The 13,512-nt window shown below is 73.6% G+C and carries 7 protein-coding genes; 3 read left to right on the plus strand and 4 right to left on the minus strand.

Going from position 1 to position 13,512, the window contains the following annotated elements:
• The first annotated feature begins 37 nt into the window (after positions 1-37).
• Together H7344_RS06495 and H7344_RS06500 are read left to right on the plus strand one after the other, a co-directional pair.
• Entirely contained in the window at positions 38-4,684 is a 4,647-nt protein-coding gene (locus H7344_RS06495; RefSeq protein ID WP_186345203.1) for an ATP-dependent helicase, read from the plus strand.
• Positions 4,677-5,477: an Fpg/Nei family DNA glycosylase gene (locus H7344_RS06500; protein WP_186345204.1), complete on the plus strand. Its 801-nt coding sequence runs from the start codon at positions 4,677-4,679 to the stop codon at positions 5,475-5,477. The genes H7344_RS06495 and H7344_RS06500 overlap by 8 nt, the downstream gene beginning before the upstream one ends.
• Positions 5,478-5,490: 13 nt before the next feature.
• Here the strand turns inward: H7344_RS06500 and H7344_RS06505 are convergent, their stop codons facing one another.
• Both H7344_RS06505 and H7344_RS06510 read right to left on the minus strand, forming a co-directional pair.
• On the minus strand, positions 5,491-5,808 hold the full coding sequence (locus tag H7344_RS06505; RefSeq protein ID WP_186345205.1) for a helix-turn-helix domain-containing protein: 318 nt from the start codon (positions 5,806-5,808) through the stop codon (positions 5,491-5,493).
• A 32-nt stretch (positions 5,809-5,840) separates the two neighbouring features.
• Positions 5,841-6,329, minus strand: a complete 489-nt coding sequence (locus H7344_RS06510; RefSeq protein ID WP_229707071.1) for a CinA family protein — start codon at positions 6,327-6,329, stop codon at positions 5,841-5,843.
• 86 nt (positions 6,330-6,415) lie between these two features.
• Here H7344_RS06510 and H7344_RS06515 point away from each other — a divergent pair, with 86 nt between their 5' ends.
• Complete coding sequence (locus H7344_RS06515) at positions 6,416-8,218, plus strand: glycoside hydrolase family 15 protein (protein WP_186345206.1); 1,803 nt, start codon at positions 6,416-6,418, stop codon at positions 8,216-8,218.
• Positions 8,219-8,324: 106 nt separating this feature from the next.
• On the opposite strand, the gene H7344_RS06520 is transcribed toward H7344_RS06515, so the two are convergent.
• Together H7344_RS06520 and H7344_RS06525 are read right to left on the minus strand one after the other, a co-directional pair.
• Positions 8,325-11,153 (minus strand): ExeM/NucH family extracellular endonuclease, encoded by a 2,829-nt coding sequence (locus H7344_RS06520; protein ID WP_186345207.1) that lies wholly within the window; start codon positions 11,151-11,153, stop codon positions 8,325-8,327.
• Positions 11,154-11,239: 86 nt separating this feature from the next.
• Positions 11,240-13,453: a bifunctional metallophosphatase/5'-nucleotidase gene (locus tag H7344_RS06525; protein WP_222130332.1), complete on the minus strand. Its 2,214-nt coding sequence runs from the start codon at positions 13,451-13,453 to the stop codon at positions 11,240-11,242.
• Between the last annotated feature and the right edge of the window lie 59 nt (positions 13,454-13,512).

The raw sequence follows: 13,512 nt of genomic DNA on the forward strand, positions 1-13,512 counted from the left end.
CGCTCGACCAGGAGAACTGTCGGTGCCCTGAGCGAGGATGGACGACGTGCCCGACCCGACCGACACCACCGGCGCGCTGGACCGGTTCAGCGACGCGACCCGCACGTGGTTCCGCGCCGCGTTCGCGGCGCCGACGCCGGCGCAGGCGGGCGCCTGGGAGGCGATCGGCGCGGGCCGGCACGCTCTGGTCGTGGCGCCGACCGGCTCGGGCAAGACGCTCTCGGCGTTCCTGTGGTCGCTGGACCGGCTGCTGACCGAGCCGCGGCCCGACGACAAGCAGAAGCGCTGCCGCGTCCTCTACGTCTCCCCGCTCAAGGCCCTCGCGGTCGACGTCGAGCGCAACCTGCGCACCCCGCTGACCGGCATCCGGCAGACCGCCGACCGGCTCGGCACCCAGGTGCCGGAGGTGACCGTGGGCGTGCGCTCCGGCGACACCCCGGCGGCCGACCGCCGCAAGCTGGTCACCAGCCCGCCCGACATCATGATCACGACGCCGGAGTCGCTGTTCCTGATGCTCACCTCGCAGGCGCGCGAGTCGCTGCGCGGTGTGGAGACGGTGATCCTCGACGAGGTCCACGCGGTCGCCGGCACCAAGCGCGGCGCGCACCTCGCGCTCACCTTCGAGCGGCTCGACGCGCTCCTGGAGCGCCCGGCGCAGCGCATCGGCCTCTCGGCGACCGTCCGGCCGCTGGAGGAGGTCGCCCGCTTCCTCGGTGGCAGCGCCCCGGTCGAGATCGTCGCGCCGCCCGCCTCGAAGGAGTGGGACCTCCAGGTCGTCGTCCCCGTCGAGGACATGACGGCGCCGGAGGGGTACGACGAGGACTCCGAGGACCCGGCTCGCGCGCAGTCCATCTGGCCGCACGTCGAGGAGCGCGTCGTCGACCTGATCGAGCAGCACCGCTCGACGATCGTCTTCGCCAACTCCCGGCGGCTGGCCGAGCGGCTGACCGCCCGGCTCAACGAGATCGCCACCGAGCGGGCCGCGCCGCCTCCCGACGCGCTCGAGCGCCAGACCGGCGGCGGGCAGACCGGGCCGCCGGCCCAGGTGATGGCGCAGTCGGGGTCCTCCCGCCCGGTCTCGGCCGACGACCCGTACGCGACGGTCGTCGCCAAGGCCCACCACGGCTCGGTGTCGAAGGACCAGCGCGCGCTCATCGAGGACGACCTGAAGCGCGGCCGGATCCCGGCCGTCGTCGCCACCAGCAGCCTCGAGCTCGGCATCGACATGGGCGCGGTCGACCTGGTCGTCCAGATCGAGTCCCCGCCCAGCGTCGCGAGCGCCCTGCAGCGCGTCGGTCGGGCCGGCCACCAGGTCGGCGAGGTCTCCCGGGGCGTGCTGTTCCCCAAGCACCGCGGCGACCTCGCGCAGACCGCGGTCGCCGTCGAGCGGATGCGCACCGGCGCGATCGAGTCGCTGCGCGTCCCCACCAACCCGCTCGACGTGCTGGCCCAGCAGGTCGTCGCCGTCACCGCGATGGAGGCGTGGCAGGCCGACGACCTCTTCGAGCTGGTCCGCCGCACCGCGCCGTTCGCAGGGCTCCCCCGCTCGGCCTACGACGCCGTGCTGGACCTGCTCGCCGGCCGCTACCCCTCCGACGAGTTCGCCGAGCTGCGCCCGCGCATCGTGTGGGACCGCGTCAACGGCACGCTCACCGGTCGCCCCGGCGCGCAGCGGCTCGCCGTGACCAGCGGCGGCACCATTCCCGACCGGGGGCTGTTCGGGGTCTTCCTCGTCGGGGGTGAAGGCCCGGGCAAGCGGGTCGGCGAGCTGGACGAGGAGATGGTCTACGAGTCGCGCGTCGGCGACATCTTCGCCCTCGGCGCGACCAGCTGGCGGATCGAGGACATCACCCACGACCGCGTGCTGGTGACGCCGGCGCCGGGCATCCCGGGCCGGCTGCCGTTCTGGAAGGGCGACGCCCCCGGCCGCCCCGCCGAGCTCGGCGCCGCCATCGGCTCGTTCACCCGGGAGCTGGGCGCGCTGCCGCCGTCGAGGGCCGAGGCGGTCGCGCGGGAGCGCGGTCTGGACGCGTACGCCGCCGGCAACCTCGTCACCTACCTCCACGAGCAGCTCGAGGCGACCAACACGCTGCCGACCGACCGGACGCTCGTGGTCGAGCGGTTCCGCGACGAGCTCGGCGACTGGCGCCTGGTGCTGCACTCCCCCTTCGGCACGCCGGTGCACGCGCCCTGGGCGCTGGCGATCAACGCCCGGCTGCGCGAGCGGTACGGCGTGGACGGCCAGGCGGTCGCCTCCGACGACGGCATCGTCATCCGGATCCCCGACACCGACGCGGACCCGCCCGGCGGTGACGTCGTGGTGTTCGAGGCCGAGGAGGTCGAGGACCTGGTCACCACCGAGGTGGGCGGGTCGGCGCTCTTCGCCTCCCGCTTCCGCGAGTGCGCCGCCCGCGCCCTGCTGCTCCCGCGGCGCGACCCGGGTCGCCGGTCGCCGCTGTGGCAGCAGCGCCAGCGCTCGGCAGCGCTGCTGGAGGTCGCCTCGAAGTACCCGTCGTTCCCCATCGTCCTCGAGGCCGTCCGCGAGTGCCTCCAGGACGTCTACGACCTGCCCTCCCTGGTCGCGCTGATGCGCAGCGTCGACCGGCGCGAGGTGCAGGTGGTCGACGTCTCCACGCACGCACCCTCGCCGTTCGCGCGCAGCCTGCTGTTCGGGTACGTCGCGCAGTTCATGTACGAGGGTGACTCCCCGATCGCCGAGCGCCGGGCGGCGGCCCTCTCGCTCGACCAGGGGCTGCTCGCCGAGCTCCTCGGCCGCGCGGAGCTGCGCGAGCTGCTCGACCCCGACGTGCTCGCCGAGGTCGAGGCCGAGGTGCAGCGCCTGCACCCCGACCGCCGGGCCCGGGACGCCGAGGGCGTCGCCGACCTGCTGCGCGGGCTCGGTCCGCTGACGACCGCCGAGGTCGCCCTGCGCTGCGTCGAGGGTGGCGACGCCGCCGGCTGGCTGCGCACGCTCGCCGACGCGCGCCGCGTCGCCGAGGTCCGGATGGCCGGCGAGGAGCGGTGGACGGCGATCGAGGACGTCGGGCGGCTGCGCGACGGGCTCGGCGTCGCCGTGCCATCCGGCACGCCATCGGTCTTCACCGAGCCGGTCGAGGACCCCCTCGCCGACCTGGTCTCGCGCTACGCGCGCACCCACGGACCCTTCACGACCGAGCAGTGCGCGGACCGGCTCGGGCTCGGCCAGGCCGTCGTCCGGCACACCCTCCAGCGCCTGGCCGGTCAGGGGCGGGTGCTCGACGGGGAGTTCCGCCCGTCCGGCTCCGGCTCGGAGTGGTGCGACGCCGAGGTGCTCCGCCGCCTGCGCCGCCGCTCGCTCGCGCGCCTGCGCAAGGAGGTCGAGCCCGTCGAGCCGGCCGCGCTCGGCCGCTTCCTCACCGCCTGGCAGCACGTCGACACCGGCACCGGCCGCGGACCGCGCGGCGTCGACGGCGTGCTCACGGTCATCGAGCAGCTCGCCGGCTGCCCGGTCCCCGCCTCGGCCCTCGAGCCGCTCGTGCTCTCGGCGCGGGTGCGCGACTACGAGTCCTCCTACCTCGACGAGCTCACCGCGTCCGGCGAGGTGGTCTGGGCCGGCCACGGCGCGCTCCCCGGGTCCGACGGCTGGGTCTCGCTCCACCTCGCCGACTCCGCACACCTGACGCTGCCCGAGCACGAGCCGTTCGAGCACAGCGAGCTCCACCAGGCGATCCTGGACGCGCTCGCGCCCGGCGGCGCCTACTTCTTCCGCCAGCTCGCCGACACCGTCACCGGGGTCGTCGGCGCCACCCCGGACCCGGCCGTCTCCGCCGCGCTGTGGGACCTGGTGTGGGCGGGTCGGATCAGCAACGACACGCTCACCCCGCTGCGCGCGCTCGTGCGCGCCGGCTCGGCCAGCCACCGCACGAAGCGGGCGGCGCCGCGGGTGCGGATGAGCCAGACCACCCGCGGCCGGATGCCCGCGCGCACCGGCCCGCCGGAGACCGCCGGCCGCTGGGCGGTGCTCCCCGAGATCGACGACGACCCCACCCGGCGCGCGCACGCCACCGCCGAGCGGCTGCTGGACCGGCACGGCGTCGTGATCCGCGGTGCGGTCGTGAGCGAGCGGCTCCCGGGCGGGTTCGCGGCGGCGTACAAGGTGCTGTCGGCGTTCGAGGACTCCGGGCGCTGCCGGCGCGGCTACTTCGTCGAGGGCCTGGGCGCCGCGCAGTTCGGCACCTCCGGCGCGATCGACCGGCTGCGCACGTTCTCCGAGCTGGCGCCCGACGCCAAGCCCGTCGCGGTCGCGCTGGCCGCGACCGATCCGGCCAACCCCTACGGCGCCGCGCTCCCGTGGCCCGAGCGGGTCGTCGAGAGCGAGGCGGGCGACGGCAAGCCGGCCGCCGGCCACCGCCCAGGCCGGAAGGCGGGCGCGATGGTGGTGCTGGTCGACGGCGTGCTGACGATGTACGTCGAGCGCGGCGGCCGCACCCTGCTGACCTGGTCCGACGAGGAGGACCGGCTCACGCCGGCCGCCCAGGCGCTGGCCGAGGCCGCGCGCCGCGGCTCGCTGGGCCGGCTGACCGTGGAGCGTGCCGACGGCGAGCAGCTGCTCGGCTCCGGGGCGACGCCGCTGCGCGAGGCGCTGACTGCGGCCGGGTTCGTCTCGACGCCCAAGGGCCTGCGGCTGCGAGGTGCCGGTGCCTGAGGGCGACACCGTCCACCGAGCGGCGCGGCTGCTGGACCGCACGCTGTCGGGCCACGTGCTCGAGCGCACGGACTTCCGCGTCCCGCAGCACGCGACGGTCGACCTCGCCGGCTCGACGGTCGTGCGGTCGCTGTCCCGCGGCAAGCACATCCTCACGCGGATCGACGGCAACCAGGGGTCCTGGACGCTGCACACCCACCTGAAGATGGAGGGCGCGTGGCGGGTGCACCGGCGCGGCGAGCCGTGGAAGCGGCCTGCGCACCAGGCGCGGGTGGTCCTCACCACCGACGACCGCGTCGCCGTCGGGTTCACCCTCGGCATCGTCGAGCTGCTGCCGACCGCCGAGGAGGACTCGGTGGTCGGTCACCTGGGCCCGGACCTGCTCGGGCCCGACTGGGACGAGGACGAGGCGCTGCGCCGGCTCCTCGCCGAGCCGGACCGGCCGATCGGTGAGGCCCTGCTGGACCAGCGCAACCTCGCCGGCATCGGCAACATGTACATGGCCGAGCTCTGCTTCGTCTCCGGCGTCGACCCGCGTGACCCGGTCGCCGCGGTGGGCAACCTGCCGCGGCTGGTCCGCCGCGGCAAGCAGATGCTCGAGGTCAACAAGGAGCGTGCGGTGCAGTCCACCACCGGCGCCCTGCGCGAGCGGGAGCGGATGTGGGTCTACCGGCGGGACAGGTCGCCGTGCCGCCGGTGCCGCACGCCGATCGCGGTGACCATGACCGGGCCCGCCGGCCGCGAGCGCGCGGCGTACTGGTGCCCGTCCTGCCAGCCGAGCCGGTCGGGCTGACCGACCAGCAGCGTCAGGCGGCGGAGGCGACGACCTCGCCGGCGCCGCGGCGTGCCGCGACCTTGCTGACGGTGATCGGGATGGGGGCCAGGGCGGCTTCCTCGACGGCGACCGCGGAGGAGACGTCGCGCAGGACGTCGCTGAGCGGGACGTCGAGGGCGCTGCACAGGGACGCGAGCAGCTCGGAGGAGGCTTCCTTCTGGCCGCGCTCGATCTCCGAGATGTAACCGAGGCTGACGCGGGCCTCGGCCGAGACCTGGCGGAGGGTCATCCCGCGCTGCATCCTGCGCTCGCGGAGCACGTCGCCGAGAAGCCGACGAAACAGCACCATGCGGGTTCCCCTTCCTGGTCGGTTGGTCAACGCTACCCGATCGCGATTTCTTCCGTGCCCAGCATGTCCTCGAGCGCCGACAGTGCCTGCTGCACGGTGAGCTCCTGGATCGTGCCGCGATCTCCGCCGAGCTCGAGCTCGAGCGCCTTGAGCAGTCCCGGGCCCGACAGCCCGACGAACACGGTGCCCGCCGGCTTGCCCTCCTGCTCGCCCGGCCCGGCAACGCCGGTCGTCGACACCCCGTACGTCGCACCGGTCATCTTCCGCACGCCGACCGCCATCGCCTTGGCGCACTCCGCGGAGACGACGCCGTGCTCGTCGATGACCTCCTGCGGCACCTCGAGCAGGTTGTGCTTGAGCTCGGTGGCGTAGGTGACGACCCCGCCGAGGAAGGTCTCGGAGGCGCCCGGCGTCTCGGTCAGCTTCACCGCCAGCCGGCCGCCGGTCAGCGACTCGGCGGAGGCAATCGTGTGCCCACTGGCACGCAGGGTCAGGTGGACGCGGGCGGCGACGTCGATCACCCGCCCGATGCTAGGACCACCGCGGTGACGGCCCGCGGCCACCCGTCCTCGGAGTGCGGGTGGGTCCGCCCCGTTAGCCTCGCGGCATGGCTCTGCCGATCGAGGACTACGCGCTCATCGGGGACCGTCACACGGCGGCGCTCGTCGGCACCAACGGCTCGATCGACTGGTTGTGCCTCCCCCGCTTCGACTCCCCCGCCTGCCTGGCCGCGCTGCTCGGCACCAACGAGCACGGTCACTGGCAGCTGGTGCCCGACGGCGTCTACTCCACCGAGCGGCGCTACCTCGGCGCCTCGTCGGTGCTGGAGACGACGTTCACCACCGCCGACGGCGTGGTGCGGCTGACCGACCACATGCCGCCGGGCGACGACCGGGCCGACGTCGTACGCCGCATCACCGGGATGTCGGGCACGGTGCGGCTGCGCCACGAGTGGCGGATCCGGCTCGACTACGGCGCGGTGCACCCCTGGGTGCGCCGCCACCGGATCCGGGGCGAGGAGGTGATCGTCGCGATCGCCGGCCCGGACCAACTCGTGCTCAGCGGTCCGCGGCTCCCCCGCGCAAGCGACCACAGCCACAACGACGTCTTCGACGTGGCCGCCGGCGACGACCTGACCTTCACGATGACCTGGTTGCCCTCGCACGTGCCGCTCGACGACCTCCACGACCTCGGCCACCGGGTCGAGGCGAGCATCGAGGACGACGAGAGCTGGATCGCGGTGTGCCGGGGGGACGTGCCCCACGCCGACCTCGTGCAGCGGTCCCTGCTGACGCTGCGGCTGATGACCCACGAGACGACCGGCGGGATCGTCGCGGCGCCGACGACGTCGCTGCCGGAGGAGATCGGCGGCGAGCGGAACTGGGACTACCGCTTCTGCTGGCTGCGCGACGCGGCACTGACGATCACGTCGCTCATCGACGCGGGCTACACCGACGAGGCGATGCTCTGGCGGGACTGGCTGCTCCGGTCCGTCGCCGGCGACCCCGAGGACCTCCAGATCATGTACGCCGTCGACGGCGCGCGCCGCCTACCGGAGCACGAGCTGCCGCACCTGCCCGGCTACGAGGGCTCGCTGCCCGTCCGGATCGGCAACGGCGCGGCCGTGCAGCAGCAGCACGACGTGCTCGGCGAGGTGATGGACGCCCTCGACCGCGTGCGCACCGCCCGCGGACAGGCCGACCCCGACGCCTGGGCGCTCCAGCGCGCACTGGTCGACGACCTGGCCAAGCACTGGCGCGAGCCCGACCACGGGATCTGGGAGATCCGCGGCGAGCCGCGCCACTTCACCCACTCCAAGGCGATGGTGTGGGTGGCGTTCGATCGCGCGGTGCGGGCAGTCGAGGAGCACGACCTGGCGGGGCCGGTCGAGGAGTGGCGGCGGATCCGCGACGAGGTGCGCGAGGAGGTCCTCACCCGCGGCTGGAACGAGCACAAGCGCACGTTCACCCAGCACTACGACACCGACGAGGTCGACGCCTCGCTGCTGGTGCTCCCCCTCGTCGGGTTCCTGCCCGGCGACGACCCGCGCGTCCTCGGCACCATCGAGGCGGTCGAGCGGGAGCTGGTGCGCGACCGGCTGGTGCTGCGCTACCGCACCGAGACCGGCGTCGACGGGCTCTCCGGCGACGAGCACCCCTTCCTCCCCTGCTCGTTCTGGCTGGTCTCCGCGTACGCCCTCGCCGGGCGACTGGACGACGCCCATTCCCTCTTCGACCACCTGGCCACGCTCGTCAACGACGTCGGCCTGCTGTCGGAGGAGTACGACCCCGTCGCCAACCGGATGACCGGCAACTTCCCCCAGGCCTTCAGCCACCTGACGCTCGTCCAGGCGGCGCTCGTGCTGGCCGAGACGGACAGCCGGAGGGCGGATCCACCGGTCGACCGCTGAGGTGGTGAGCTCCCGGCCGGCCGGCCGGGAGCGGCACCGGCACGCCGACGGGGGCCGGCCCTGGTGGGCCGACCCCCGTCGCGGGGCGCTGCTGGGTGACGCCGCGTCAGCGGTGCCCGCCCTTGCCCTTCTTCTTGTCGACCCGGATGGTGTGGGTGAGGGAGCCCGCGGCGACGGTGTCGTCGCCCCGGTAGGTCACGGTGACCCGGTGGTCACCGGGAGCCTCGAACCGAGGCAGCCGGACGTCGGCCTTGCCGTTCTTCAGCCGCGCGACGAGGGTCGTGCCGTCGGCGAGCGTCACCTCGACGAGGCCGGTGGGGCGCTCGCCGCGAGCCGTGACCCGGACCTTGAGCTTGGTCCGGGTGCTGCCGGCCCAGACCCGCTGCGGCGCGTGCTTGGCCGTGATGGTCGGCTCGGCCAGCTCGGGGACCTCGGTGTCGTCGGTCAGGTCGAGACCGACGACGACCGGGTCGTGGTCGGAGGAGCGGTACGGGCCCGGCACGTGGAAGTCGGTGCCGTGGTAGCCGAAGCGGCTGTACTCGAGGGCGATGGACTCGGGCGCGTTGATGTTCCAGATGTCCGCGCCGGTGAGGTGCTCCATCGCGGCCGCGTTGGCGACGATGTGGTCGAGCGAGCCGGAGAGGCCGCTGAACGAGTACGAGAACTCGCCGGTGCCCGCCGCGGTGACGACGTCCCGGTAGCCCTCGCCGTAGAGGACCTGCATCGGGTCCTCCATCGTGTAGGCGTTGAAGTCGCCGCCGAGCAGGACCGCCTCGACGCCCGCCTCGGCCTGCACCCCGTCGACCCACTCGACCAGGGCCTCGGCCTGCGCCACGCGGTCCGGGTTGGCGTTGCCCTGCCCGGTGCCGTCGTCCACGCCGGAGCCCTTGGACTTGAAGTGGTTGACGACGTAGAGGAACTCCTCACCGCCGTCGACCGGACGGAAGACCTGGCCGATCGGCTCGCGGGCGTTGCGGAACGCCCCCTCCTTCGCGTCCAGGGCACGAGCCTCACCCACCCGCTCGACCGCGGCCGGCTTGTAGATGATCGCGTTCGTGATCACGTCCTGCTCGGCTGCCGGCGGCAGCTCGTCGGAGGACGGGTTCGCCGCCCACAGGTCGGAACCGGCGGCGGCGTTCAGGGCGTCGACCAGCGTCCGCGTGGCCTCGTCGGGGGTCTCCCCGAGGCGCGCGGAGTTCTCGATCTCCATCAGGCCCACGACGTCGGCGTCGAGCGCGTTGATGGCCGTGACGATCTTCTCCTGCTGGCGCCGGAGGTCCTCGGCGTCCCAGGCACCGCGCGGGTCGCAGCCCGTGCGGACGTTGTTCTCCTCCCCGCTCGGGTGGTCGTAGGACTGGCAACCCGGCGTCACCGCGCCCAGCGTCGTGAAGTAGTTCAGGACGTTGAAGGCCGCGACCTTGACGTCGGGCGTGCCGTCGGCGCTCAGCAGCGCCTCGTCGGGAGCGTCGGTGCGGGTGTCGGCGAAGACGACCGGCGACGTGGCCGTGTAGTCCCGCGTCGCGTCGACCGACTCCACGGGCTGGAACCGGTAGGTCGGCGCGCTGGGCGAGCCACCCTCGGTCAGGATCACGTCCTCGGTGAAGTCCGCCGGAGCGCCGACGCGCACCGGAGCCGTCGTGGAGACGTACGCCGGGGTCAGGCCCGGGGTGCGGGTGTAGTCGGTGCTCGACCCGTCGTCCAGGGTGATCGCCCGCGCGGCGTTGTCATCCTCGACCGCGCGGATCGCGGCCTCGTCCTGCGCGTCCGCGACCTCCGTCGGCTGGATCAGCGGCCGGTCGCCGAGAGCCAGGCCCACCTCGCCGTACTGGTTGGTCGAGTAGGTGTTCGTGACGGTGAACTCGAAGTCGTCGGCGCTGAAGAGCATGCCCTCGAGCGCCTCCTTCTCGGCGTCCGTCGCGGGCCACTCGCCGGCGTAGGCGATCGGCGCCGGCGCGCTCTCGGCCAGCACCGTCGTGTCCGCTTCGGTCGAACGGACCTGCGTCTGGCCGGCGTACTCCGCGACCTGGCCGGTCACCTCGACGTGCTGGCCCACCTCGACGGTGACGTCGCCCGAGCCGTTCGGGTAGTAGACGAAGACGCCGTCGGACGTCGCGGCGTCGCCGTCACCGGTCGGTGACTGGAGGTAGAAGCCGTAGAGGAACTCGGGCACGGCGGTCACCACGCCGCGCGTGGTCACCGTGTCGCCGACCAGCGGCGACTCGGAGGTGCTGCCCTGGATCTCCGGGATGCTCGCGGCGGTCGGCTCGGGCTCGGGCTCGGGCTCCGTGGTCCCGCCGCCCGAGCCCACCGGGGTCGGCGCGGCGAGGACGAAGTCGGCCGCGTTGACGTCGGTGTCGGTCCCGCCGGCGGCCCGGTTCAGCGACCGGGTCGAGGACGCGCCGGACGAGGTCGCGGCGGACTCGTAGCTGGTCGCACCCGAGGCGCCCACCATGTCGACCACGTTCGGAGCGCCCGCCAGGTCGCCCTGGGCGGTGATCGCGGAGGTGGTGCCGGCGAGGATCACCTGGCCGCCGGCGGCGGCCATGGAGAACTTCGCGGGCGCGGCGTCGGCGCCGCTCAGCGGCTGGCCGGTGCTGCCGGCCGCACTCATCTGGATCAGGTAGTGCCCGCCGGCCGGGACCGAGCCGGTCAGCGCTGCCGGCGACGAGCCCGGGTTGCCTGCGGCGGAGCGGTACTGGATGGACATGCCCGTCAGCGCGACGGCGGCGTCCGTGGGGTTGTACAGCTCCACGAAGTCGGCGTCGTAGAGCGCGCCGCTGTTGCCGCCGGCGCCGTACACCTCGCTGATGACGAGGCCGGTGCCGGCGGGGTCGGCGTGCGCCGGGAGCGGCGCGAAGGACAGGCCGGTCGCGGCGACCGCGAGACCGGCGAGCGAGGCGAGAAGCCTGCGGGGGGAACGCCCGGGTGCGGGCATGGCGGTACCTCCGAGAGAGGGGTGGGGGGTGGTGGTGCTGGGGGAAACCGCGGGGCCCGCCGGATCGGCGGGCCCCGCGGGGTGGATCACTTCTTCTTGCTGACCCAGAACTTCAGGACCTGGGTGTCCGACTTCGTCGTGTCGTTGCCGAGGTACTTCACGCGGACCTTCTTCTGGCCCGGCTTGCCGTACGACCCGAGCTTCACGGTGATCTTGCCGTTCGGCTTGAGCGTCACGGTGCGCGCCTTGCCGTAGCCGAACACCTTGACCTTGCCCGTCGCGGCCTCGCCCTCGGTGCGGACGGCGACCTTGATCCGGACCTTCTTGCCGACGGTGACCTTGGCTGGCTTCTTCTGCGCGGTGAGGTTCGCCGCCGCCTTGGGGCCGGGGCCGGCCGCCGCCACCGTGGTGGTGAGGACGGCGCCCTGCTCGGTGGTCAGGGTGATGACGTCACCGGGCGTCGCCGAGGCCGGGACGGCGAGGTCGATCTGCGCGGTCCGGTCGGTGACCGGGAAGGTGCCGATGGTCTCGCCGCCGAGGGTGGCGGTGACCGTGCCGTCGGCGGGCGCGCCGAGCGAGGTCAGACCGAGCTTCTCGATGGTGAACGACGCGGTGCTGCCCGGCTGGACGTTCGCCGGGATCGTCGAGAAGACCTGGCGCTGGGCGAAGTCCGGGGAGATCGGGTCGTTGCCGGCCAGGTAATCGCGCCACAGCTCGGCGTCGAGGAGACCGGTGTCGGTGTAGGTGCCCTCGGTGAAGGCACGGAAGTTGTCACCACCGGTGGCGAGGAACGACAGCGTGGAGACCGTGTACGTGCGGTCGAGGTCGAGCGGCTCGCCGTCGATGCGGACCGAGGTGATCCGCTGGCCCGCCGGCTTGCTCGGGTCGGCGGTGACCCGCACGTTGTCGGACATCCCGAGCTGGAGGTAGGGCCGCGACGGGACGTTGCCCTCGTCGTCGGTCTGCCACTGCTGCTCGAGCACCTTCTTCAGCGAGGCACCGGTGAGCTCCACCAGCGCGACGGTGTTGTTGAACGGCAGCACCGCGTTCGCCTCGGCGAAGGTGACGACGCCGTCGGTGTTGGCCGGGTTCTCCGCGGTGTCCCCCGCGAAGAGCAGGTCGGCGCGCAGGCCACCGGGGTTGGTGAGGCCGAGGTCGGGCTCGGCGATCTCCGAGAGGCCGTCGCGCAGGGCGTTGGCGACCAGGCCGCCGAGCGTCGACTCCGAGGCGCGGTCGTCGCGCTTGCCGTCGGCGAACGCGGTGGTGATGTCGCCGGTGATCGTCGCGACCGGCTCGTTGCCGACCTCGGCGGCCGCGTCGAGCGCGGCCTCGGTGATCTCGGCGACCTCGGCCACGCGGGGCAGGGTCAGGTCGGCCTCGGCGGCGCGGGCGACGTTGCTGGCGGCGTACGCCGTCACCTCGCCGGTGGCGTCGTCGACGGTCAGGTCGACGCGGCCGATGTTCTCGCCGTAAGAGCCGGTCTGCACGATCGGGCGGGTGCCGGTGTCCCAGGCGTACTGCTTGTGGGTGTGGCCGGTGAAGATGACGTCGACCTCGGGAGCGGTGTCCTCGACGATGTCGGCGAAGACGCCGCCGGCGGCGACCTCCTCCTCGAGGGTGGAGCCGTCGGGGGTGCCGGCGCCGGCGCCCTCGTGGTACTCCGCCACGAGCACGTCGGCCTCGCCGTTGGCCTCGTCGCCGTCGGAGAGCTCGGCCGCGACACGGTTGACCGCCTCCACCGGGTCGCCGAAGGAGATCGAGGTGATCCCGGCCGGGCTGACCAGCGCGGGGGTCTCCTCGGTGACGACGCCGATGACACCGACGGTCACGCCGCCGACCTCGTAGGTGGCGTACTCGTCGAGGACCGGCTCCTCGGTGCCCTGCTTGTAGACGTTCGCGCCGAGGTAGTCGAAGTCGGCGGCGTCCTGCACCCGGCCCTGGAGGTCGGCGAAGCCGCGGTCGAACTCGTGGTTGCCGACCGCGGAGCCGGCGAGATCGAGCGCGTTGAGCACGTCGATGGTCGGCTGGTCCTGCTGGTTCGACGAGGCGAAGAGCGAGGCGCCGATGTTGTCGCCGGCGGAGAGGAACAGGGTGTTGGCGTCACCGGCCTCGGCGCGGACCTGCTCGACCGTGGTGGCGAACTTCGTGGTGTTCGCGTCGATCCGGCCGTGGAAGTCGTTGATGTTGAGCAGCGTGATGTCGACGGTGGCGGCGTGGGCGGGGGCCGGGACGAGCACCAGCGTCGTGGCGGCGACGGCGAGCCCGAGGGGCGCGACGAACCGCTTGGGGGTGGCAGGCATGTGGGCGATCTCCAGGTGGGGGTGACGGGCGCGTGCCCGATGACGGCCCCGGATGCAGG

This window comes from Nocardioides deserti, assembly GCF_014266025.1.
GTDB classification, from domain to species: Bacteria; Actinomycetota; Actinomycetes; order Propionibacteriales; family Nocardioidaceae; genus Nocardioides; species Nocardioides deserti.